This is a genomic window from Serratia sp. CY84636 (assembly GCF_052166245.1).
In the GTDB taxonomy this organism is placed as follows: domain Bacteria; phylum Pseudomonadota; class Gammaproteobacteria; order Enterobacterales; family Enterobacteriaceae; genus Serratia; species Serratia nevei.
Genome location: NZ_JBJNOX010000011.1, coordinates 134,641 through 158,089 on the forward strand (window position 1 = coordinate 134,641; position 23,449 = coordinate 158,089).

At 60.5% G+C, this 23,449-nt stretch carries 24 protein-coding genes; 3 read left to right on the top strand and 21 right to left on the bottom strand.

What is annotated here, in order from left to right; genetic code table 11:
* Positions 1-8: 8 nt before the first annotated feature.
* From hisS to trmJ, 17 genes are all read right to left on the bottom strand, one after another.
* Positions 9-1,283, bottom strand: a complete 1,275-nt coding sequence (gene hisS, locus ACJ8QI_RS21990; protein WP_025159556.1) for a histidine--tRNA ligase — start codon at positions 1,281-1,283, stop codon at positions 9-11.
* Positions 1,284-1,422: 139 nt separating this feature from the next.
* Complete coding sequence (gene ispG / locus ACJ8QI_RS21995; protein WP_016929756.1) at positions 1,423-2,544, bottom strand: flavodoxin-dependent (E)-4-hydroxy-3-methylbut-2-enyl-diphosphate synthase; 1,122 nt, start codon at positions 2,542-2,544, stop codon at positions 1,423-1,425.
* 47 nt (positions 2,545-2,591) lie between these two features.
* Positions 2,592-3,566: a cytoskeleton protein RodZ gene (rodZ, locus tag ACJ8QI_RS22000; protein WP_038874539.1), complete on the bottom strand. Its 975-nt coding sequence runs from the start codon at positions 3,564-3,566 to the stop codon at positions 2,592-2,594.
* Positions 3,556-4,305 carry a type IV pilus biogenesis/stability protein PilW gene (gene pilW, locus ACJ8QI_RS22005; protein WP_060424943.1) on the bottom strand — a complete coding sequence of 250 codons (750 nt, stop codon included), beginning with the start codon at positions 4,303-4,305 and terminating at the stop codon, positions 3,556-3,558. The genes rodZ and pilW overlap by 11 nt, the downstream gene beginning before the upstream one ends.
* 98 nt (positions 4,306-4,403) lie before the next feature.
* Entirely contained in the window at positions 4,404-5,600 is a 1,197-nt protein-coding gene (locus tag ACJ8QI_RS22010; protein WP_004941426.1) for a bifunctional tRNA (adenosine(37)-C2)-methyltransferase TrmG/ribosomal RNA large subunit methyltransferase RlmN, read from the bottom strand.
* Positions 5,601-5,837: 237 nt separating this feature from the next.
* A complete protein-coding gene (gene ndk, locus ACJ8QI_RS22015) occupies positions 5,838-6,263 on the bottom strand; it encodes a nucleoside-diphosphate kinase (protein ID WP_004941424.1) in 426 nt (141 codons plus the stop codon).
* 162 nt (positions 6,264-6,425) lie between these two features.
* Entirely contained in the window at positions 6,426-7,256 is an 831-nt protein-coding gene (sseB, locus tag ACJ8QI_RS22020) for an enhanced serine sensitivity protein SseB (protein WP_089186303.1), read from the bottom strand.
* An 89-nt stretch (positions 7,257-7,345) separates the two neighbouring features.
* Positions 7,346-8,641 carry an aminopeptidase PepB gene (gene pepB / locus ACJ8QI_RS22025; RefSeq protein WP_442533090.1) on the bottom strand — a complete coding sequence of 432 codons (1,296 nt, stop codon included), beginning with the start codon at positions 8,639-8,641 and terminating at the stop codon, positions 7,346-7,348.
* 83 nt (positions 8,642-8,724) lie between these two features.
* Complete coding sequence (iscX, locus tag ACJ8QI_RS22030) at positions 8,725-8,925, bottom strand: Fe-S cluster assembly protein IscX (protein WP_006327336.1); 201 nt, start codon at positions 8,923-8,925, stop codon at positions 8,725-8,727.
* Between the two features lie 32 nt (positions 8,926-8,957).
* Complete coding sequence (gene fdx / locus ACJ8QI_RS22035) at positions 8,958-9,293, bottom strand: ISC system 2Fe-2S type ferredoxin (protein WP_004941417.1); 336 nt, start codon at positions 9,291-9,293, stop codon at positions 8,958-8,960.
* Positions 9,294-9,295: 2 nt separating this feature from the next.
* Positions 9,296-11,146 (bottom strand): Fe-S protein assembly chaperone HscA, encoded by a 1,851-nt coding sequence (gene hscA, locus ACJ8QI_RS22040; protein ID WP_149571713.1) that lies wholly within the window; start codon positions 11,144-11,146, stop codon positions 9,296-9,298.
* Between the two features lie 32 nt (positions 11,147-11,178).
* Positions 11,179-11,700 carry a co-chaperone HscB gene (gene hscB, locus ACJ8QI_RS22045; protein ID WP_442533091.1) on the bottom strand — a complete coding sequence of 174 codons (522 nt, stop codon included), beginning with the start codon at positions 11,698-11,700 and terminating at the stop codon, positions 11,179-11,181.
* 62 nt (positions 11,701-11,762) lie between these two features.
* Entirely contained in the window at positions 11,763-12,086 is a 324-nt protein-coding gene (gene iscA / locus ACJ8QI_RS22050; protein ID WP_004941410.1) for an iron-sulfur cluster assembly protein IscA, read from the bottom strand.
* A 54-nt stretch (positions 12,087-12,140) separates the two neighbouring features.
* A complete protein-coding gene (gene iscU, locus ACJ8QI_RS22055; protein WP_004941408.1) occupies positions 12,141-12,527 on the bottom strand; it encodes a Fe-S cluster assembly scaffold IscU in 387 nt (128 codons plus the stop codon).
* A gap of 24 nt (positions 12,528-12,551) precedes the next feature.
* A complete protein-coding gene (iscS, locus tag ACJ8QI_RS22060; protein ID WP_015378780.1) occupies positions 12,552-13,766 on the bottom strand; it encodes a cysteine desulfurase in 1,215 nt (404 codons plus the stop codon).
* 54 nt (positions 13,767-13,820) lie between these two features.
* Entirely contained in the window at positions 13,821-14,315 is a 495-nt protein-coding gene (iscR, locus tag ACJ8QI_RS22065; protein WP_004941404.1) for a Fe-S cluster assembly transcriptional regulator IscR, read from the bottom strand.
* Positions 14,316-14,508: 193 nt separating this feature from the next.
* The gene (trmJ, locus tag ACJ8QI_RS22070) at positions 14,509-15,243 is read right to left on the bottom strand and encodes a tRNA (cytosine(32)/uridine(32)-2'-O)-methyltransferase TrmJ (protein ID WP_025303916.1); all 735 of its coding nucleotides are present in this window, start codon (positions 15,241-15,243) and stop codon (positions 14,509-14,511) included.
* A gap of 119 nt (positions 15,244-15,362) precedes the next feature.
* Between trmJ and suhB the strand changes: the two genes are divergently transcribed.
* Complete coding sequence (gene suhB, locus ACJ8QI_RS22075; RefSeq protein ID WP_004941400.1) at positions 15,363-16,166, top strand: inositol-1-monophosphatase; 804 nt, start codon at positions 15,363-15,365, stop codon at positions 16,164-16,166.
* A 57-nt stretch (positions 16,167-16,223) separates the two neighbouring features.
* Here suhB and ACJ8QI_RS22080 read toward each other — a convergent pair whose 3' ends face one another.
* The gene (locus tag ACJ8QI_RS22080; RefSeq protein WP_060441124.1) at positions 16,224-17,246 is read right to left on the bottom strand and encodes a nickel/cobalt transporter; all 1,023 of its coding nucleotides are present in this window, start codon (positions 17,244-17,246) and stop codon (positions 16,224-16,226) included.
* Positions 17,237-17,872: a DUF1007 family protein gene (locus tag ACJ8QI_RS22085; RefSeq protein WP_033651572.1), complete on the bottom strand. Its 636-nt coding sequence runs from the start codon at positions 17,870-17,872 to the stop codon at positions 17,237-17,239. The genes ACJ8QI_RS22080 and ACJ8QI_RS22085 overlap by 10 nt, the downstream gene beginning before the upstream one ends.
* Before the next feature lie 182 nt (positions 17,873-18,054).
* Here ACJ8QI_RS22085 and csiE point away from each other — a divergent pair, with 182 nt between their 5' ends.
* Complete coding sequence (gene csiE, locus ACJ8QI_RS22090; RefSeq protein WP_442533093.1) at positions 18,055-19,320, top strand: stationary phase inducible protein CsiE; 1,266 nt, start codon at positions 18,055-18,057, stop codon at positions 19,318-19,320.
* Here the strand turns inward: csiE and ACJ8QI_RS22095 are convergent, their stop codons facing one another.
* Both ACJ8QI_RS22095 and glyA read right to left on the bottom strand, forming a co-directional pair.
* Entirely contained in the window at positions 19,321-20,466 is a 1,146-nt protein-coding gene (locus ACJ8QI_RS22095; RefSeq protein WP_038874523.1) for a 3-phenylpropionate MFS transporter, read from the bottom strand.
* Positions 20,467-20,622: 156 nt separating this feature from the next.
* Positions 20,623-21,876, bottom strand: coding sequence for a serine hydroxymethyltransferase (gene glyA, locus ACJ8QI_RS22100; RefSeq protein WP_025303922.1), 1,254 nt, complete (start codon positions 21,874-21,876; stop codon positions 20,623-20,625).
* 357 nt (positions 21,877-22,233) lie between these two features.
* Between glyA and hmpA the strand changes: the two genes are divergently transcribed.
* Positions 22,234-23,424, top strand: coding sequence for an NO-inducible flavohemoprotein (gene hmpA, locus ACJ8QI_RS22105; RefSeq protein WP_149571717.1), 1,191 nt, complete (start codon positions 22,234-22,236; stop codon positions 23,422-23,424).
* Positions 23,425-23,449: the final 25 nt, after the last annotated feature.

Sequence of the window (23,449 nt, forward strand, 5' to 3'; positions counted from 1 at the left end):
CCTTCTCCTTAACCTAACATCAAAGCCAGACGCGCAGCGACTTCGCTTTGCGCCAGCGTTTCTTGTTCACCACTGCGCAGGTCTTTCACCACCACCTGCTGCGCCGCCACTTCGCTCTCACCCAGGATCAGCGCGATGCGCGCGCCCCATTTGTCCGCACGGGTGATCTGCTTCTTGAAGTTGCCGCCGCCGTAATTGGTCATCAGCTTCAGCTGCGGCGCCGCGTCGCGCACCTGTTCAGCCAGCTGCATCGCCGCGCTTTGGGTGCCCGCGCCGGAAGAGATGACGTACACGTCGATAGCCGACGGCGCCTTGAATTCCGGGTTAACCGCCTGCACCAGCAACACCAGGCGCTCGAGGCCCATGGCGAAACCGACCGCCGGGGTGGCACGGCCGCCCAATTGCTCGACCAGGCCGTCGTAACGGCCGCCCGCGCAGACGGTGCCCTGCGCGCCCAGGCTGGTGGTTACCCACTCAAACACTGTGCGGTTGTAGTAATCCAGACCGCGCACCAGGCGCTCGTTAACGGTATATGGGATACCTGCCTGCGCCAAAAGTTCACACAGACCGGCGAAGTGAGCACGGGATTCTTCGTCCAGGTACTCGGACAGGCGCGGCGCGTCGTTCAACAGCGCCTGCACCTCAGGATTTTTGGAATCCAGCACGCGCAGCGGGTTGCTGTACATGCGGCGTTTGCAGTCTTCGTCCAGCACCTCGACGTGCTGCTCCAGGAACGCCACCAGCGCGTCGCGGTAGTTGGCGCGCGCCTCCAGAGAACCGATGGAGTTCAGCTCCAGCTTGACGTGCTCGGCGATGCCCAGCGCTTTCCACCAGCGGGCCGTCAGCAGGATCAGCTCGGCGTCGATGTCCGGGCCTTGCAGGCCGAACACTTCCGCGCCCAGCTGATGGAACTGACGGTAGCGGCCCTTCTGCGGGCGCTCGTAGCGGAACATCGGGCCGATGTACCACAGACGCTGTTCCTGATTGTACAGCAGACCATGTTCGATGCCGGCGCGCACGCAGCCAGCCGTCCCTTCCGGACGCAGCGTCAGGCTTTCGCCGTTGCGGTCTTCGAAGGTATACATCTCTTTTTCCACGACGTCGGTCACTTCGCCGATCGCGCGTTTGAATAACGGGGTCTGCTCTACAATCGGCAACCGGATTTCGCTGTAACCGTAGCTGCCCAGCACCTGCTTGAGGGTGCCTTCAATACGCTGCCATAATGCCGTTTCTTCCGGCAGGTAGTCGTTCATGCCGCGAATGGCTTGAATGTTCTTTGCCACGTGAGTTCTCTGTCCGTTGTCTGTAAAAATGAACCCGATTATAGGGACTTTGCCGCCCGGTATTCAACGCGGATGCGGTTTTCTGCCCTTCAGGTTCATAAACAAGCGGGCCAACAGGCCCGCCGTGTAGCGATAACGCTTATTTTTCCAGCAGGTTGACCGTGATGCGGTTGCTTTCGTCCATCATCGCGGCCTTGGCGCGAATTTTCGCTTCCAGCTGGTCGATCATCTGTTCGTTGTCGAAACGCTCTTTCTGGCGCACGCCGTCTTCATAGAAGCCGCTCTTCTTGTGGCCGCCGGTCACGCCCATGGTGGACACCAGCGCTTCGCCCGGGCCGTTCACCACGCAGCCGATGATCGAAACGTCCATCGGCGTGATGATGTCTTCCAGGCGCTGTTCCAGCGCGTTCACCGTGCCGATCACGTCGAACTCCTGACGCGAACAGGTCGGGCAGGCGATGAAGTTGATGCCGCGCGCGCGGATGCGCAGCGACTTCAGGATATCGAAACCGACCTTCACTTCTTCGACCGGATCCGCCGCCAGCGAGATGCGCAGGGTGTCGCCGATGCCTTCAGACAGCAGCATGCCCAGGCCGATGGCCGATTTGACCGACCCGCTGCGTGCGCCGCCGGCTTCGGTGATGCCCAGATGCAGCGGCTGATCGATGCGCGAGGCCAGCAGGCGGTAAGATTGCACCGCCAGGAACACGTCCGACGCCTTGACGCTGACCTTGAACTGGTCGAAGTTGAGGCGATCGAGGATGTCCACGTGGCGCATGGCAGATTCCAGCAGCGCTTCCGGCGTCGGTTCACCGTACTTTTCCTGCAGATCTTTCTCCAGCGAGCCGCCGTTGACGCCGATGCGAATCGGGATGTTCTTGTCGCGGGCGCAGTCCACCACCGAGCGAATGCGCGATTCGTTACCGATGTTGCCCGGGTTGATGCGCAGGCAGTCTACGCCGTATTCGGCAACCTGCAGCGCGATGCGATAATCGAAATGGATATCGGCGACCAGCGGCACGTTGACCTGCTGCTTGATCAGCTTGAACGCCTCGGCGGCGTCCATGGTAGGAACCGAAACGCGGACGATGTCGACGCCCACGCGCTCCAGCGCTTTGATCTGATTAACCGTTGCTTCAACATCGGTGGTACGGGTGTTGGTCATCGACTGCACGGCAATCGGCGCGCCATCACCAATAGGCACCTTGCCGACGTAAATGCGTGTAGATTTTCGACGGTTGATGGGCGCTTGGTTATGCATTACTTACTCTCCATTGCTGCTCTGACATCACGACCGGGGCCGCGCGATTACTGCGCGGCGACGGTCAGGCGAGCAACACGGTTTGACTTAACGAACCGGCTTAAATCAACCGGTTTACCCTGATACTGGATCTGTACTGCCGCCGGCGCGCCGATGGTCAACTTATACGGCGCAGTGCCGGCCAGGTTCAGCTTGCCGCCCTTCTTCTGGGTGCCGCTGAAAAGCGTTTTACCGCTCGCGTCGCTCACCTGCAGCCAGCAGTCGGCGGAGAAGTCCATTACCAGCGCGTTCGGATCGGCTGCCGGCGCAGCCACGCCCGCATCGGCGGTCGGCAGCGGCGCTTGTGCCGCCGGGGTGGTTTCCGGCAGGGTAGTCTGGCTTGGCGACACCACGGCAGGCTGCTGCTGAGCCGTGCCCGGCACCTGAGCGGTAGCCGCCGGTGCCTGAGCCGCTGCGCCGGCATCGGCCGGCGCAGCGCTGTTGTCGGTCAACGGCACGTTGGTGCCGGCGTCGGCGTTGCCGTCGGTCAGCGGCACGGACTGCCCTTCGTTATTCTGTGAAAGCTGCGCGGAGGACTGATCGGCCATGGTGGCGATCTCTTCCTGCTGGGCCTTGTGGTTTTGCCACCACCAGGCGCCGGTCAGGCCGATCACCACAAACACGATAAGCCAGGTGAAGCTCATCAGCCAGCCGTCGCGTTTCTTGCGGCGCTTGCCCAGCGAGAAGCTTTGCATCGGCGCCACTTTCGCCATCTTCAACGGCGCCTGCTTGGCCAGCATCGGCAGCAGTTCGTCTTCCGGCAAATGCACCAGCTTGGCGTAGGAACGGATGTAACCGCGCACGAAGGTGGACGCGAGGTCAGCAGACACGCTGTCTTCCTCAATATCGCGCACGGTGGACATTTTGAGACACAGGCGTTCTGCAACGGTCTGTTGGCTCAGCCCGAGTTGCTCACGGGCCTGACGCAGGCGCTGGCCCGTCGTCATGGATACGGTTTTATCTTGGGAGGCTTCAGTATTCATTAGCTAAGAACTGCTGGTACTGTTTGGATTGTGGAAAACTTCGCGCTAGCTGCTTGCCATAGCGTTGAACGCTATCCTGACGGCCGGCTAACGCGGCGAAACGAATCTGTAACCATAAGCTGCTGGCGCTGGCCGGCAGAACATGCTGATAAACATCCAATAAAAGTTGCGACTGGGCGCGCTTCCCTTCTCCAAATTGCTTTTCGGCCTCCGCCAACAGCGGAGTGCCTTTGTCCGGATCGACCTTCAGCGCGCGGCTCAACAGCGTGCGCGCCTCATCGTTTTGTCCGGCCTTGAGAAAACAGTAACCTGCGTTTTCCAGGCTGTCGGCGACCTGGCCATAATCGGGCGCCAGCGCCGCAGCGCTAAACTGCTGTTGCGCCGGTACATACTGCCCTAAACCGCAAAGAAACGCACCGTAATTATTCAATACGGTGCCATTGCCTGGCGCAAGTTTGAGCGCTTGCCGATAACGCTGTTCGGCCGCGGCATTTTCACCGATCCGCTGCTCATAGAGCGCCATGCCCAACTGCGTGCGGTAATCCTGTGGGGCCGCGTCCAGCGCCTTTTCCAGGTTCTGGCGCGCGGCGTCCATGTCGCCTTGCTGCAGGTACTCCAGGCCCAGCTGCAGCCGCGTCTGGCCCGCCTCAGAGACTTGTGCATCCTTTTCCGGCGCTGAACCGGAACACCCGGCCAACAACCCGGCCGCCAGCCACACACCCCACAGTTTCAGCTTCATGCCCGCATTCATTTCCTTATCGGCCGTCAGCTAACGCCCGCCAGCGACACGCTTGCGCATAACAGGCTGTTAGATAACAAAAAATGGTGCTATAGGATTCAGACCGCCCGTACGTTGATAGGTTCCCCGGCCATTTTCTTCTTCAGGGTACGCTTGGTACGGTCGATCACTTCACCCGCCAGTTGCCCGCAGGCGGCGTCGATATCGTCACCACGGGTTTTACGAACAATAGTCGTAAAGCCGTATTCCATCAACACCTTGGAGAAACGATCCACTCGGCTGTTGGAGCTGCGGCCGTAGGGGGCGCCCGGGAACGGGTTCCACGGGATCAGGTTGATCTTGCACGGCGTGTCTTTCAGCACTTCCGCCAGTTGATGCGCATCGTCGGTGCTGTCGTTAATATGATCCAGCATCACGTACTCGACGGTCACGCGGCCCTGATTGGCGTTGGATTTTTCCAGATAGCGACGCACCGCGGACAGGAAGGTCTCGATGTTGTACTTGCGGTTGATCGGCACGATCTCATCGCGGATGGTGTCGTTCGGCGCATGCAGCGAGATCGCCAGCGCCACGTCGATCATGTCGCCCAGCTTGTCCAGCGCCGGCACCACGCCGGAGGTAGACAGGGTCACGCGGCGTTTGGACAGGCCAAAGCCGAAGTCGTCCAGCATGATTTCCATCGCCGGCACCACGTTGTTCAGGTTGAGCAGCGGCTCGCCCATCCCCATCATCACCACGTTGGTGATCGGGCGTTGGCCGGTCACCTTCAGCGCGCCGATGATCTTCGCCGCGCGCCACACCTGGCCAATGATTTCCGACACGCGCAGGTTGCGGTTGAAGCCCTGCTGCGCCGTTGAACAGAATTTACACTCCAACGCGCAGCCTACCTGCGAGGAGACGCACAGCGTCGCGCGGTCGGCTTCCGGGATATACACGGTTTCGACCTGCTGATCGCCGACTTTAATCGCCCACTTGATGGTGCCGTCGGCCGAACGCTGTTCTTCCGCCACTTCCGGCGCGCGGATCTCCGCCACGCGCTGCAGCTTGCCACGCAGGACTTTGTTGATATCGGTCATCTGCTCGAAATCGTCGCAGCAGTAGTGGTAAATCCACTTCATCACCTGATCGGCGCGGAACGGTTTCTCGCCCATTTCGGCGAAGAACTCGCGCATTTGCTGGCGGTTCAGGTCCAGCAGGTTGATTTTGGCCGCAGCCGGTTGCTCCACGTTAACGGAGGGGGTAGTCAGCGAATTATTTTCAGACACGGTGTGCTCGGACGTGATGGGTTCTAACATAATGATCTCTGGCCTCGTTATTACACGTTATGGCGCTAAAGAATGGACAGTAAGTTGTGCATTTCAGCCCGCATGATTCGGGTGGCGGCACTAAAAACACGCCCCTGACAAGTCGTCTTATCAGGGGCGCGGCATTGTACAAATTTTAGTAGCGGGTGGCTACGGCTGAAAGGCATTCAGGGCATTTTTATTGTTTCAGCCGGTGAATGCCTGGTTATCAGCCAAGAAACGGCACGATTAACGTGCGCAGATTTCGCTTTCGTTGAAGAAGTAAGCGATTTCGCGCTGTGCAGATTCAACGGAGTCGGAACCGTGCACGGCGTTAGCGGTGAAGCTGTCCGCGTAGTCGGCACGCAGGGTACCGGCCAGCGCGTTGTCCGGGTTGGTTGCGCCCATGATGTCGCGGTTGCGCTGCACGGCGTTTTCAGATTCCAGAACCTGCACCATGATTGGGCCGGAGGTCATGAACTCAACCAGACCGTCGAAGAATGGGCGGCCTTTGTGCTCAGCGTAGAAGCCTTCAGCTTGCTCGCGAGTCAGACGCAGCATTTTAGCGGCGATGATTTTGAAACCGGCGCGCTCGAAACGCGCATAGATAGCGCCGATGTCGTTGTTGGCTACAGCGTTTGGTTTAACGATGGAAAAGGTACGTTCTACGGTCATGATGGCCTCTGTATGACTTCCAAAACAGGCCGGTCTGCAATGTTGCCGGCCTTCTCAAGTGGCGCAGATTATATGTGCGCCGTTAACGCTTGCCTACGGGAAAATCAACATTTCATTAAAAAAATATGATCTTCATGGGCCATTTTCGACCACGCGGCGGCGCTACTGGGTCTTGTCGGTAGACGGGATCAAATTGCGCAGCCAGCTGCCCCAGCGGCGCTGATAAAACGGCTGCGTATGGGAGATCAGATAGTGGCTGATGCCGCGCTCTTTCTCCGACACCAGGCAGAAATCCACCGGTTCGTCGTTCGGCGCCGTTTCGCTGGCGACGCTGCCGGCCTCGTTGATCAACGCCTCGATCTCCGCCGGCTCGGCGTCCACTTCCAGCCCGATCAGCAAATTCGGCTTCTCGTCCGCCGCCTGGTCGTGCATCAGCGCCAGAAACGCGCGGCGCACCGGCTTGCGCTGGCTGAACAGCGTGGTCAACGCGTCCACCATCGCCGACGGGTACTCTTCGGGCTGCCCCAGCAGGATTTGGGTCTCTTTGTCGACGTAATGCTCCACCGGTTTGACGACGCCGCCGGTCGCCAGCAGCATCGCCACCTCTTCCGGATAGAACTCCTTGCCGTACTCCGCCTTCGGGTTGAGGAACAGATCCGCACCCTGGGTGATTTCGAACAGCACCCGCGCCGGCATGGCGATAAATGGCTGTTCGTCCTCAACGGCCTTCTGCAGCGCTTCCAGCGAGGTGAAGAACGGAATGATGCTGCCGCCGTCCTGCTTCTCCCAATGCTGGATATTGACCGGCGTATCCGCGTTCAGCGCGATGTCGCCGCCCTGCTGCACCTGCTCGCTGTCGCCGAGGATCAGCACCGTGGCGTCGAGCAATTCACGGAAGAACGCCGGGCGGTGGGCCGGCTCCGTCACCGCCAGCTTCAGCAGGCGTTCAAGTTCGTTCTCGCTCGGGGCGGCATCGTGATGATGGGCACTCATGGCAAACTCCAGGGATCAAATAGCGAGGCCCAGCATGCTGGGCCCCGAAGATAATGCGCATTCTAGCGCCCGACACGGCGGGCGTTCAATTATTTGGCTTTGCTCAGCAGCAGATTGGCCAGGGTACGCACACCCAAACCGGTCGCGCCGGCCGACCACTGCTCCACCGCGCCTTTGCGGTAGGTGGCGGAACAGTCGATGTGCAGCCAGCCTTGCTGGTAATTCTTGACGAAGTGCGACAGGAAGGCCGCCGCGGTGCTGGCGCCGGCGGTGTAGGCCGGGCCGGCCACGTTGTTCAGCTCGGCGAAGTTGGACGGCAGCTGGCTGCGGTGGAACTCGGCCAGCGGCAGACGCCAGAACGGCTCTTGCTCGGCGGCGGCGCTGCTCAGCAGCTCCTGCGCCAGCGCGTCGTCGAAGCTGAACAGCGCATGGTAATCGTTGCCGACCGCGGTTTTGGCCGCGCCGGTCAGGGTGGCGCAGTCGATAATCAGCTGCGGGTTCTGCTCAGAAGCGTCGATCAGGCCATCGGCCAGCACCAGGCGCCCTTCCGCATCGGTGTTCATCACCTCGACGGTTTTGCCGTTGCGGTAGCGAATGATGTCACCCAGTTTGAAAGCGTTGCCGCTGACCATGTTGTCGGCGCAGCACAGGTACAGCTTCACGCGCTGCTTCAGGCCGCGCGCCGCCGCCAGCGCCAGGGCGCCGGTGATGGTGGCCGCGCCGCCCATGTCAGCCTTCATCGAGTCCATAAAGGCGCTCTGTTTCAGGCTATAACCGCCGGTATCGAAGGTGATGCCCTTGCCGACCAGGCAGGCGAACACCGGCGCGTCCGGGTTACCGGTCGGGTTGAAGTCTAGCGCCAGCAGCACCGGTGGGCGCTCGGAGCCGCGGCCGACGGTGTGGATGCCGGCATAGTTCTGCTCGCGCAGATCTTCGCCCTTGGTGATGCGGTAGCTGACGGCATCGCAGCCGACGTCGCACATCAGATCGACGGCGCGGGTCGCCAGCTGCTCCGGCCCCAGCTCTTCCGCCGGCATATTGATGGTGTCGCGCACCCAGTCTACGATCTTCAGGCGCTTATCCAGCTCCTGACGCGCGGCTTCCGGCAGCTCGGCCCATTCGACGTTGCGCTGCCCTTTCGGCCCGCGGTAGCCCTGCCAAAACGCCCAGCTGTTTTCCAAGTCCCAACCGTCGCCGGCCAGCTTGACGTTTTTGATGCCCTGACCGTCAACTTTGCGGCCCGCACGCTGGATCGCACCCAGTTTGTCGGCGCCGGTCAGGTGGATGGTCATCCCTTCGCCGTTGGTGCTGAGCAGCGCTTTTTCGCCCCAACGGGCGTCGGCAGGTTGTTGCGACAGCGTGACCTGCATGAATTCTGTTGTCATAGCCTTCTTACTCCGGATTATTCTTTTATTAATCTTGTCGGATACAAAATAAACGGGCCGCCCATGGCAGCCCGTTACGCTATTTACTCCGCTTCATCTAACCAGACCAGCAGGATCGCTTCCAGTATTTTTTCGTTGGAAGCCTGCGGATCGTCGTCGAACTCTTCCAGATCGCAGATCCACTGATGCATGTCGGTAAAACGCACGGTTTTCGGATCGGTGTCCGGGTATTGGTCGTACAGGGCTTCGCCGATTTCTCGGCTGTCGGTCCACTTCAGTCCCATTATGATCTCCGGGTTGGCGCTGCGGCTAACAATTAATGCTCACGCGCGTGGTTGACGGTGTAGCGCGGCATTTCGACCACCAGATCTTCGTCGGCGACCAGCGCCTGGCAGCTCAGACGGCTTTCCGGCTCCAGCCCCCACGCTTTGTCCAGCATGTCATCTTCCAGCTCGCTGCTCTCTTCCAGCGAATCGAAGCCTTCACGCACGATGCAGTGGCAGGTGGTGCAGGCGCAGGATTTCTCGCAGGCGTGCTCGATTTCAATGCCGTTGCGCAGCGCAACGTTGAGGATCGACTCCCCTTTTTCGGCTTCCAGAACCGCCCCTTCCGGGCAAAGATCTTGATGGGGCAGGAAAACAATTTTAGGCATGGTTAAACCTCATCCACAGAATGGCCAGCCAGCGCGCGGCGAATGGAAGCGTCCATGCGGCGCGCGGCAAAATCTTGCGTTTGTGCATCTAATGTTTTGATGGCGTCTTCGATAGCGGCGGGATCTTCCCCCTGCGCCGCCTGCTGCAACGCCTGGGTCGCGGCGGCGATCGCCTGGCTTTCCGCCTCGCTCAACAGCGCGGCGTCGGTGGCCAGCGCGCCCTGCAGGCTTTCCAGCACCCGTGCGGCTTCCACGCGTTGCTCCGCCAGCTTGCGCGCGCCCACGTCGCTTTGCGCGTTGGCCATCGAATCTTTGATCATGCCGGCGATTTCGCCGTCCGACAGGCCGTACGACGGCTTGACCTGGATCGAGGCCTCAACGCCGGTGGATTTCTCCATCGCGGTGACGCTCAGCAGACCGTCGGCATCCACCTGGAAGGTAACGCGAATGTGCGCCCCCCCGGCAGGCAGCGGCGGCAGGCCGCGCAGCGTGAAGCGCGCCAGCGAACGGCAATCCTGCACCAGCTCGCGCTCGCCCTGCAGCACGTGGATCATCATCGCGCTCTGGCCATCTTTAAAGGTGGTGAACTCCTGCGCGCGCGCCACCGGAATGGTGGTGTTGCGCGGGATCACTTTCTCCACCAGGCCGCCCATGGTTTCGAGGCCCAGCGACAGCGGGATCACGTCCAGCAGCAGCATGTCGCTGTCCGGCTTGTTGCCCACCAGGATGTCGGCCTGGATCGCGGCGCCGATGGCGACCACTTTATCCGGATCGATCGACGTCAGCGGCGTGCGGCCGAAGAAGGCCCCCACCTGCTCACGCACCAGCGGCACGCGGGTGGAACCGCCGACCATCACCGCTTCCAGCACCTCGTCGGCGGCGACGCCGGCGTCTTTCAGCGCGCGGCGGCAAGCCATCAGCGTACGTTTCACCAGCGGAGCGATCAGCGCTTCGAACTGGGCGCGGGTCACCTCGCCCTGCCAGCCGGCTACCTCAACGCGCACGCTGTCGGCATCGCTCAACGCGATTTTGGCGGCGATAGCGGCATCCAGCAGCTGGCGCTGCACGCCGTGGTCGCTGCGATCGGCCACGCCGGCCTGCTCGCGCAGCCAGTCGGCCAGCAGGTGATCGAAGTCGTCGCCGCCCAGCGCGGAATCGCCGCCGGTGGCCAGCACTTCGAACACGCCGCGGCTGAGGCGCAGAATGGAGATATCAAAGGTGCCGCCGCCCAGATCGTAAACCGCGATCACCCCTTCCTGGCCGGAATCCAGCCCGTAGGCGATCGCCGCCGCGGTCGGTTCATTCAGCAGGCGCAGGACGTGCAGGCCGGCCAGACGCGCCGCGTCTTTGGTGCCCTGGCGCTGCGCGTCGTCGAAGTAGGCGGGAACGGTGATCACCACGCCATCCAGCTCGCCTTCCAGCGCCGCTTGCGCGCGCGCGGACAGAGCCCGCAGGATATCGGCGGAGACGCCGACCGGGTTAACCGGGCCGGCGGCGGTGACGATCAGCGGCAGGCCGTTGTCGCTGGCCTGGAATTGATAAGGCAGGTTCGGGTAACGTTGCTGCACGTCCGCCAACGAGCGGCCCATCATGCGTTTGATGGAGCTGACGGTATTGGCCGGATCCTGCGCCGCCTGTTGGCGCGCCTCCCAGCCGACGCGCTGCGCGTCCGCCTGATAATGCACCACCGAAGGCAGCAAATGGCGGCCCTGTTCGTCGGCCAGCGTTTCCGCTTGCCCACTGCGCACCGTGGCGACCAGCGAGTTGGTGGTGCCTAAGTCGATGCCGGCGGCCAGACGTCGCTGGTGCGGCGCGGCGCTGAGGCCAGGCTCACTAATTTGTAATAAGGCCATGTTGAAGCTTCCACAATCAGAATCAGAAGGTGTTACTCAAAACCCAGCAGTTTTTCTTCGAGTTGTTCAACCTGTTGCTGGAGTTTGTCCAAAAAGCGCAGCTTGCGCACGGTGTCGGCGGCATCCGCCCACTGTTCACTGTCCAACTGCTGCAGCATCAGCGCGCTGCGCTGCTTGATGGAGACGGCCAGCCGCGCGCCGAAATCGGCCAGCAGGCTTTCCGCCTCCGGCTTGCACTCAATGGCGTCGAGCTCTTCGCGCAGCTCCAGCTGTTCCATCAGGAACGCGGTGTCGCGCATCGTATGCTGTTCGTTGCCCAGATCGAAGCCGTGCAAAGATAGCATATACTCCGCGCGTTTTAACGGGTGCTTCAGCGCCTGGTAGGCTTCGTTGATGGTCGCCGCCTGCTGCAACGCCATCAGGCGTTCGCGCTCCGGCTGATTGGCGAAACGATCGGGGTGGAATTGGCGCTGCAGATCCTGGAAGCGGGACGCAAGCAGGCTGCCGTCCACGGTGTAGCGAACTGGCAGCCCGAATAAAGTAAAGTAATCCATAGCGTGCTCTGGGCGTTAGCGGATGAAGTTCCCCCGCCGAAACGGGGGAGCACGATGGACTGTCAGACGTTGAAACTCTCGCCGCAGCCGCATTCGCTTGAGACGTTCGGGTTGTTGAACTTGAAGCCTTCGTTCAGGCCTTCCTTAACGAAATCAAGCTCGGTGCCGTCAAGGTAGACCAGGCTCTTGCCGTCGATGATCACCTTGATGCCTTTGTCTTCAAACACGATGTCGTCATCGTTGGCTTCGTCAACAAATTCCAGCACGTACGCCATCCCGGAGCAGCCGGAAGTTCGCACTCCCAGACGCAGGCCGAGACCTTTGCCGCGGTTCGTCAAAAACGCCTGAACACGCTGCGCAGCGCTGTCGCTCATGGTAATAGACATCACAACCTCACACTTCACATCAAAGCCCGGCGCGGCCGGGCCGACTCAGACAAATTACTTGGCGCTGTGCTTGCTCTTATAGTCGGCAATCGCTGCTTTGATGGCGTCTTCAGCCAGGATCGAGCAGTGAATTTTGACCGGCGGCAATTCCAGCTCTTCGGCGATCTGGGTGTTTTTGATCGCTTCAGCCTGATCGAGCGACTTGCCTTTCATCCATTCGGTCACCAGCGAGCTGGAGGCGATGGCGGAACCGCAGCCGTAAGTTTTAAAGCGCGCGTCTTCGATGATGCCTTCATCGTTAACCTTGATCTGCAGCTTCATCACGTCGCCGCAAGCCGGCGCCCCTACCATGCCGCTGCCGACGGTAGGATCTTCGTTGTCGAAAGAACCCACGTTGCGCGGGTTTTCATAATGATCGATTACTTTTTCGCTGTAAGCCATGACCTTGCTCCTGAAACCTGAGAATTAATGATGCGCCCATTCGATGCTGTTGATGTCCACGCCCTGCTTGAACATCTCCCACAGTGGGGACAGATCGCGCAGACGGCCGATGGATTTACGCACCAGTTGAATGGTGTAGTCGATCTCTTCTTCCGTGGTGAAACGCCCCAGGGAGAAACGGATCGAGCTGTGCGCCAATTCATCGCTCATGCCCAGCGCGCGCAGCACGTAGGACGGCTCGAGGCTGGCGGAGGTACAGGCTGAACCGGAAGAAACGGCCAGGTCTTTCAGCGCCATGATCAGCGACTCGCCTTCAACGTAGTTGAAGCTGACGTTCAGGATGTTCGGTGCGCCGTGCTCCAGATCGCCGTTCAGATACACTTCTTCCATATCTTTCACGCCGTTCCACAGACGATCGCGCAGGGTGCGCAGACGCGCCATCTCTTCGGTCATCTCTTCTTTGGCGATGCGGTAAGCTTCGCCCATGCCGACGATCTGGTGAACAGGCAGGGTGCCGGAACGCATGCCGCGCTCGTGACCGCCGCCGTGTACCTGCGCTTCGATGCGGATGCGCGGCTTGCGGCGCACGTACAGCGCGCCGATGCCTTTCGGGCCATAGATTTTGTGGCCAGAGAACGACATCAGGTCGACTTTCAGCTTGCTCAGATCGATAGGCAGTTTGCCCACGCTCTGGGTGGCGTCAACGTGGTAGATGATACCGCGCGCGCGGCACATTTCGCCGATCGCTTCGATATCCTGCACCACGCCGATTTCGTTATTGACGTGCATGATGGAGACCAGAATGGTGTCATCGCGCATCGCCGCTTCGAGATCCTGCAGGCTGATGATGCCGTTGCTCTGCGGCGCCAGGTAGGTCACTTCAAACCCTTCGCGCTCCAACTGACGGCAGGTGTCCAGCACGGCTTTGTGTTCGGTTTTGCTGGTGATGATGTGCTTGCCTTTTTTCTGGTAGAAATTGGCAGCGCCTTTGATCGCCAGGTTGTCGGATTCGGTCGCCCCGGAGGTGAAGACGATTTCGCGTGGGTCGGCGCCCACCAGTTCGGCGATTTGGTTACGGGCGATGTCTACCGCCTCTTCCGCCTGCCAACCGAAACGGTGGGAACGGGAAGCCGGGTTGCCAAAAGTGCCGTCCAGGGTCAAAAACTGCATCATCTTCTCAGCAACGCGCGGGTCAACCGGCGTCGTTGCTGAGTAATCCAGATAAATCGGTAATTTCATTGCTCTTGTGCTCCGTACATCACTTCCAAAAACTAAAATAATTTCGCCAGCTGCTTATGCGCGCAGATTAACGTTGATAGTTTCTTGCGGACGACCGTTGGCCGTGCGGCGCGTATCGTTGTTTTGACGATCCGCCACCACCAGCACTTCCTGGTTATTGACCAGTTCTGCCAGCGTAATGTTGTTCAGGAACCCGCTGATGCGCTCGCTCAGATCGCGCCACAGGGCGTGGGTCAAGCAGCGATCGCCGCCCTGACAGCCTTCTTTGCCCTGGCAACGGGTTGCATCTACCGATTCATCGACGGCAGTGATGACAGCGCCAACGGCGATCTCACCCGCGTCTTTACCCAGCAGATAACCACCGCCCGGACCACGCACGCTGGCCACCAGGCCGTTCTTGCGCAGACGGGAGAATAATTGTTCCAGATAAGAGAGCGAAATACCCTGGCGTTCGGAAATGTCCGCCAGTGGTACCGGCCCTTCCTGGGAATGCAGCGCTACGTCAAGCATAGCGGTTACGGCATAACGGCCTTTGGATGTCAGTCTCATAGCTCAATGGTTACCTGTTGGTCAAATATGGCCGAAAGTCTGACATTCCTGAGTAAAACAGTCAACTATTTAACCTAGTAATTGACTCAAGTATTAGCACGTTTTGAACTTAGCAAGAACAAAGGTATATAAAATACATGTTATAACCTTTGGATAACTAATACTATTGTCGCCCACCGTTATGCCACATCAATTAATTACCTTGATGTTTATCCTGTTTCTCGATCGACGTCAGCATGCCGCGCAGGATATTCAGCTCCTGCCCTTCCGGGCGCGCGCGGGTGAACAGCCGACGCAGGCGGCTCATCACCTGCCCCGGATGGGACGGGCGAATAAAGCCGGTGCGCTGCAGCGTCTGCTCCAGATGCTGATAGAAACGCTCGAGGTCATCCACCAGCGGATACGGCGTCTCTTCCAGCTGCGGCGCGCCCGCCTGTTGGCGATCGAGGTAAGCCACGCGCACTTCATACGCCAGTATCTGCACCGCCATCGCCAGGTTCAGCGAGCTGTAGTCCGGGTTGGCCGGAATGGCGACGTGGTAGTGGCACTTCTGCAGTTCATCGTTGGTCAACCCGACGCGTTCGCGGCCGAACACCAGCGCCACCGGCGCGTGTTCGCCCTCGTGCACCGCGCGCACGCCGCATTCACGCGGCTCCAGCATCGGCCACGGCAAGGTGCGAGAACGTGCGCTGGTGCCCACCACCAGGCTACAGCCGGCGATGGCGTCATCGAGGGTATCGACGATAGTGGCGTTGCCGATCACATCGCTGGCACCGGCGGCCAGGGCGATGGCCTGAGAATCGGGTTTGATCAGCGGATTAACCAGATAAAGGTTGGTTAAACCCATGGTTTTCATGGCTCTGGCGGTCGAGCCCATGTTGCCGGTATGTGAAGTCTCTACCAGAACAATGCGGATATTGTGCAGCATACAAACTCTGAGCGTGGCGGAAAATCGCAGCATCTTAACACAGCCATAGGCAATTTGCCGAACAGCTGCTATACTTCGCGCCGTTTCCTGTTCTTTAACATCCTAGTTGGAAGATACCCATGCATCCGATGCTGACTATCGCCGTGCGCGCTGCGCGCAAGGCCGGTAACCTGATTGCCAAAAACTACGAAACCCCGGACGCTGTAGAAGCGAGCCAGAAAGGGACCAATGACTTCGTCACCAACGTCGATCGCGATGCAGAGCATCTGATCATCGACGTCATCCGCAAGTCTTATCCGCAACACAGTATCGTGAGCGAAGAACGCGGTGAGCTGATCGGCGAAGATCGCGATGTGCAATGGGTGATCGATCCACTGGATGGCACTGCAAACTTCATCAAACGTTTCCCTCATTTCTCCGTTTCCATCGCCGTACGCATCAAAGGCCGTACTGAAGTGGCCGTGGTCTACGATCCGATGCGCAACGAACTGTTCACCGCCACTCGCGGCCAGGGCGCACAGCTCAACGGTTACCGCCTGCGCGGCACCAACGCCAAAGATCTGGATGGCACCATCCTGGCGACCGGCTTCCCGTTCAAGGTCAAGCAGCACGCAACGCCTTACATCAACATCGTCGGCAAACTGTTCACCCAGTGCGCAGACTTCCGCCGCACCGGTTCCGCCGCGCTGGATCTGGCCTATGTGGCCGCCGGCCGCGTAGACGGGTTCTTCGAAATCGGCCTGAAGCCGTGGGATTTCGCCGCGGGCGAACTGCTGGTGCGTGAAGCCGGCGGCCTGGTGACCGACTTCGTCGGTGGCCACAACCACTTCAGCTCCGGCAACGTGGTTGCAGGCAACCCGCGCGTAGTGAAAGCCATGCTGGCCACCATGCGTGAAGAACTGAGCGAAGCGCTGAAGCGTTAATCGCCAGAAGCGAATCGAAAAAAAAGCGCTGCCGATGCAGCGCTTTTTTTATGCCCGTTAGCGGGAGAAGGGCCGGATGCCGCCGCCGAATTCCGGCTGCGCGCTGACGTACAGCAACAGCCCCGCAGCCAACAGGATCAGGCCGCCGGCCAGCGCCAATGCCCCCCAGGCCACCGCGCTCCAGGCGGCGGGCGCGCGCGAACGGCTGAGACGCACCGCCAGCCGGCGGCTGTAATGCACCAGCAGCGCCAGCATCGAGATGGTCAACGAGGTGCCGAACGCCATCGCCAGCGCGGAGATCACTCCCCAGCCGAACACGCCGATCACCTTGGAGAACAGCAGCACCAAAATCGCCCCTGAACAGGGGCGCATGCCCATCGCCAGCACGATGGCGGCCTGAGTGCGCCAGTCGCTTCCCGCCTGCAGCTCGCTGTCGCTCGGCAGATGCCGGTGGCCGCAGCCGCAGTGGGCGCTGTGCACATGATCCGCCGCCAGCGGCGCCAGGCTGTTGATTCGCAGCGCCGGCGCCGGGCGCATCGCCTTGATCGCCGCAAACAGGCGTTTCAGCGCGCGCCAACTCAGCAGCACGCCAAGCAGCATCACCAGAATAAAACTGCCCTTTTCCAGCCAGAAGCTGCTTTGGTGCAGCTGGCGCGAAGAGAGCTGCAATACCACCAGCATCAGCGTGACCAGCGCGATCGCTACCCCACCCTGCACCAGCGAGGCGGCGAAGGTCAGCTTCAGGCTGCTTTTCAGCCGCGCCGGATGGGTAGCCAGGTAGGTGGCGATCACCACTTTGCCGTGGCCGGGGCCGAGCGCATGCAAGACGCCATAGCCGAGGCTGAACAGCATCAGCGCCAGCCCGGCCTGCTGCGGCGCGGCCTTCACCTGCTGCAACAGCCCCGCCATCTGCTGGTGCAGCGCTTTTTGCCATACCACGCTCTGCATCAGCAGCTGCGGCCAATAGTGCCACGCCAGCAGCGCGGCGGCCGCCAGCACCAGCGTGAACGGCAGCAGCGGCCACAGGCCAAAGGCCCAGTGGCGTCGGCTCGTCGTCGGAGGTGAGAAATTTAACGACATTGCAGCGTCACCCGCTGGGCGAACTGCTGCCCCAGCGCCAGGTCTTCACCGGGCGAGTCGTTCTTGTCGAGCGACAGCGCATAGGCCTGCAGCGACGCATTCGGCTTCGGCGTCATCAGCTTATAGCTACACAGCTGCGCCATCTCCGGCGGCAGATGCAGCGCATTTTGGTCTTTATAGGTCATATCCACGAAATAAGTCGGATCGTAAGTAGAAAGTTCGAACGGCTTGCCCGCCAGCGGCTGTGGCTCGGCCAACGGCAGCACGAACTCCAGCACCGCCTGATTGCCCTGGCGCGACAGGTGATATTCGCTGGGCAAGTTCAGATATTTCACCGGCTTGCCGTCGCGGTAAAGATCGGTGAAATAGTGCTGCCCCAGCACGTTGGCCATCACTTCCGCCGCCAGCTTTTTCCACACTTCAGAATCGCTCTTGGCGTTTTTCGCATCGTAGAGCAGATCCGCCGAGGTGATTTCATCCATCACCCACACCATTTTCAGGCCGACCAGCCGCTGGTCTTTGGCGACGAAGGTGGTATTCATGTCGATAAAGCTGTGCGGATGCGCGATCGCACCGGCGCTGAACACGGCGCCGAAGGCAGCCAAAAGACGACGTAACTTCATCATTATCCTGTCTTACCTGCATTTGTTATAACGTAACACAAATAAATACCGAACGGCCCGCCTCTCCCGGCAATATTTGTGACGAAAGTTGTAAGCCGAAGTAAAAGCCGCGCGGTAACCCTGCCATTACAAAGCCTTTTGCTATGCTTAGGCATAATCGCAACCTTTTATGCCGGAAGGTGATAATGAGCCTGGACACCTCTCCCGTGCCCGAGCTCTCCAGACAACAACGGCGCTGCCATCTGCTGCTGATGCTGTACACGCCGGAGCCCGAGTTACAGCTGGAGACCCTGAGCCGAATCAACGGCGTCGCCCCCCCGATAACCCGGCAAGATATAGCCGAGGTGGCCAGTGAAATCCAGCGTTTCCACCACCTGGAGATCGCCGTCGATCACGATCGTGGTTACCAACTGCGGGGCAGCACGCTCGACCAGCGCCTGTGCCTGATCCATTGGCTGCGGCGGGCCCTGCGCTGCAGCCCGCAATTCGTTGAAGGCGATTTCGCCCCGCGCCTGCGGCACGCGCTGGCGGCCGATGCCGCCCCGGCGTCTGCGCTGGCAGAGGCGATCGATGCCTGCGAGCCGCTGCTCAACCGCCGCTTCGATGCACGCGACCGCCAATTCCTGCAGCATTATCTGCTCTACTGCGCCTGGCAAAATCGCCTGCGGCAGCATCCGCGTTTCGATGCCGTTCAGCGCGACTGGCTGCGGCAAAAACCGGAGCAGCAGGCCGCCGCCTGGCTGCATCAGGCCTGCAACCGGCTGTTTAACCAGCCGCCGCAGGCAGACGAGCGCGATTTTTTGGCGCTGACGTTTACCATGTTGAAAAATCACAGCTACCACAGCAACGACTCCGCGCAGGAACAGCGGCTGATGACGGCCATCGACAGCATGGTCGAGCGCTTCCAGCAGCTTTCCGGCATGGCCTTCAGCAGCAAGGCGGAGTTGGTCAGCCAGCTGTTCGCCCACCTGGCGCCGGCGCTGGAGCGCTGCCGTTTCGCCATCGGCATCGACAATATGCTGCTGGAAGAAGTGGTGCGCAAATACCCGCGGCTGATGCGCACCACGCAGGAAGCGCTGAAACCGCTGGAGCAGGAGTACGGCGTGCATTTTTCCAACGAGGAGGCGGGCCTGGTGGCCATCAGCTTCGGCGCCTGGCTGATGCAGGACAACGCGCTGCAGGAAAAACAGGTGCTGCTGCTGACGCTGGACAACCCGCAGTTGGAAGAAGAAGTGGAATACCAGATCCGCGAGCTCACGCTGCTGCCGCTGAACATCAAGTATCTGCCGCTGAGCGACTATCTGCGCGGCGGTGCGCCACAGGGCGTCATGCTGGTGATCACCCCTTATGCGGCGGTGCACAGCGATCCGCACCCGCCGCTGATCTATACCGAACTGCCGCTGGAAACCCGACAGCGCCAGGCGATCCGCGCGCTGCTGGAAGCCCCTTAATCAGCGGCTGACGCTGACCGCCGGCGGCCGGATGAACAAGGCCGGCACCGCGACCGCCGCCATCACCCAGAATACCCCGCCCTGCCAATGTTCGAACAGGAACCCGGCAATGACCGTCATGACGGCGATGCCGCCGCCCATCGCCAGCGCCGAATACACCGCCTGCAGCCGGATCACCTCTTGCCCCTGGCGCGCGGCGATAAAGCGCATCGCCGCCAGATGGCAGACGGTGAAGGTGCCGCAGTGCAGGATCTGGATCAGCAGCAGCCAGCCCAGCTCGGTGCTGTAGGCCATCAGGCTCCAGCGCAGCACGCCGCAGCAGGCAGAGAGCAACAGCAGGTTGCGCGCATTCCAGCGGCGGAACAGCACGTTGCTGCTGGCGAAGATAATCACCTCCGCCACCACGCCGAGCGACCACAGATAACCGATGGTCGAGGCCGAATAGCCGGCCTCCTGCCAGTAAATGGAACCGAAGCTGTAGTAGCCGGCATGCGCCCCCTGCAGCAGCGTGACGCACAGCAGGAAGCGCCAGACCGGCCCTTCTTTCAGCAGTGCCCACAGCGAGCGCTCGGCTCCGCTGTGCGTGCGCGCTTCGCCCTGCGGCATGACACTCGGCTTCAGCAACATGCCCAGCAGCATCGCCAGCACGCTGAAGATCAGGCTGTAGAGAATAGCGTTATGGCCCCACACCGCCACCAGCTGCCCAGTCAGAGCCGAGCCGATGACGAACGCCAGCGAGCCCCACAGCCTTACCCGGCCGTAGTCCATACGGATCTGCTTTTGCCAGGTGCCGGCCAGCGCATCGGTCAGCGGCACCAGCGGCGAGAAGAACAGGTTGAACCCCGCTATCACCAGCATCAGCCAGCCCCAACCGTTGCCGAAACAGAAGCCAACCGCGAAAGCCAGGGTCAGCAGCGCCAGCAGGCGCAGGGCGGAGACTAAATGAGAGGGATCTTTAACGCGGGGTGCAATCAGTAAACTGCCGAGGAAGCGGGCCACCAAGCCGGCGCCGAGCAACATGCCGATGGTTTCGGGTGCGATGCCCTCGCCTTTCAGCCACACGCCCCAGAACGGTAAGAAAATGCCATAGGAAAAGAAGTAGGTGAAATAACTGAGAGCGAGCCAACGCGTTGATTGCAGAACCATGATCCCTCCGGAGTGAGGGCAATACTTTGACAGAGCTCACACTGCCCCGCAATCGTCATTCCACTTCAATGCGTTAGAGTGCCAGACAGCTCACAGTTTACCTCGAGCGGCCACAAAAAAACCCGCCGCAGCGGGTTTTGTCGGGCAAAAGCGGGATTATGCGTAAACCGGCAGGCGGGCGCAGATATCCAGCACTTTCTTCTTGGTGCGTTCGATGGTGGCTTCATCGTTGATGTTGTCCAGCACATCGCAGATCCAACCGGCCAGTTCGCGCACGTCGGCCTCTTTGAAGCCGCGACGGGTCACGGCCGGGGTGCCGATACGCACGCCGGAGGTAACGAACGGGCTCTTCGGATCGTTCGGCACGCTGTTTTTGTTGACGGTGATGTTGGCGCGGCCCAGGGCAGCGTCCGCTTCTTTACCGGTCAGGTTTTTGTCGACCAGATCCAGCAGGAACAGGTGGTTATGGGTGCCGCCGGAGACCACTTTGTAGCCGCGCTGTAGGAACACGTCCACCATCGCCTTGGCGTTGACCGCCACTTGCTGCTGGTAAACCTTGAACTCAGGCTCCATCGCTTCTTTCAGCGCCACCGCCTTGCCGGCGATCACGTGCATCAGCGGGCCGCCCTGGCCGCCAGGGAACACGGCGGAGTTCAGCTTCTTGTACAGCTCTTCGTCGCCGCCCTTCGCCAGGATCAGGCCGCCGCGCGGGCCCGCAAGGGTTTTGTGGGTGGTGGTGGTGACGATGTGCGCGTGCGGTACCGGGTTCGGGTACACGCCGGCGGCGATCAGGCCCGCTACGTGCGCCATGTCGACGAACAGGTAAGCGCCGATGCTGTCGGCGATTTCGCGCATTTTGGCCCAGTCAACCACGCCGGAGTAAGCGGAGAAGCCGCCGATGATCATTTTCGGCTTGTGGGTTTGCGCCTGCTTGGCCAGATCGTCATAGTCGATTTGACCTTTGTCGTCGATGCCGTAAGGCACCACGTTATACAGTTTGCCGGACAGGTTGACCGGGGAACCGTGGGTCAGGTGGCCGCCGTGCGCCAGGTTCATGCCCAGAATGGTGTCGCCCGGCTGCAGCAGCGCGGTGTACACGGCGAAGTTAGCCTGGGAGCCGGAGTGCGGCTGCACGTTGGCGTAATCGGCGCCGAACAATTCTTTGGCGCGATCGATAGCCAGCTGCTCAACGATATCCACGTATTCGCAGCCGCCGTAGTAACGCTTGCCCGGATAGCCTTCAGCGTATTTGTTGGTCAGCTGGGAACCCTGAGCCTGCATCACGCGCGGGCTGGTGTAGTTCTCAGACGCGATCAGCTCGATGTGCTCTTCCTGACGCACCACTTCCTGCTCCATGGCACGCCACAGTTCCGCATCGTAATCGGCAATGTTCATTTCACGCTTTAACATCCGGCATCTCCTGACTTAAATCAGCTAACTAAAAAATCACCAAATAACTACCCGTTTGGGTTCTGGGCCACAGTGTAAACCGTTTCGCCCTACCGAAGATAGGTCTTGACAGAGGTTTTTACGCAAACGATTGGCATAAGGTGGCGCAAGGCTTTGATCCGCTAAATGCCGCCGTTTATCAACGGACATTTCCTCATGCGAACGATGCGCTTTTTTCATGTTCTGTGAGCGCGATCGACGCCCGAAGAACACCGCAACGAAAACAAGGGTATTTACAAGCGACGCGGAACCCAATAAGATGCATTTAAAATACATCATTAAAATTCCCGTCAAGATCCCAACCCAAGGAGCGCTTCCATGCTGGATAGCCAAACCATCGCCACCGTGAAATCCACCATTCCCCTGCTGGCTGCGACCGGGCCGAAGCTGACCGCCCACTTTTACGATCGCATGTTCGCGCACAACCCGGAATTGAAAGACATTTTCAACATGAGCAACCAGCGCAACGGCGATCAGCGTCAGGCGCTGTTCGACGCCATCTGCGCCTATGCCGCCAACATCGAGAACCTGGCGGCGCTGCTGCCGGCGGTGGAGCGCATCGCGCAGAAGCACACCAGCTTCAATATCCAGCCGGAGCAGTACAACATCGTCGGCGGTCACCTGCTGGCGACGCTGGACGAAATGTTCAGCCCGGGTCAGGAAGTCCTGGACGCCTGGGGCAAAGCCTACGGCGTGCTGGCCAACGTATTTATCCAGCGTGAAGAGCAGATTTATCAGCAGAGCGAAACCGACAACGGCGGCTGGCGCGATCTGCGCGCATTCCGCATCCTGAAGAAACAGCCGCAGAGCGACGTGATCTGCAGCTTCGTGCTGGCGCCGGTGGACGGCGGCCGGGTGGCGGACTTCAAACCGGGGCAATACCTGGCGGTCTACATCAAGCACGACAGCCTGGAGCATCAGGAAATTCGCCAGTACTCGCTGACCACCTCGCCGAACGGCGAGTTCTACCGCATCGCGGTGAAGCGCGAAGATCAGGGGAAAGTGTCCAACTACCTGCACCAGCAGGCGCAGGAAGGCGACGTGATCTACATCGCCCCGCCGCACGGCGACTTCTTCCTCGACGTGGCGCCGACCACGCCGGTGGCGCTGATCTCCGCCGGCGTCGGCCAAACCCCGATGCTCGGCATGCTCAACACCCTGCACGACAACCAGCATCAGGCGCAGGTCCACTGGCTGCACGCGGCGGAAAACGGCAGCGTGCACGCCTTTGCCGATGAGGTAGCGGATATTGCCGGGCGTATGCCGAATCTGAGCCGCCATGTGTGGTACCGCGAGCCGGCTGCCGATGACGTGGAAGGCCGCGACTACCACAGCCGCGGATTGATGGATTTGAGCGCGCTGCAAGGCAGCCTGGCCGATCCGCAGATGCACTATTACTTCTGCGGCCCGGTGGCCTTCATGCAGTTCGTGGGCAAACAACTGCTGGAGATGGGCGTAGAGGCCGAACGCATCCACTACGAATGTTTCGGCCCGCATAAGGTGCTGTAATGCGTGCGGAGCGCGGCCGTCAGAC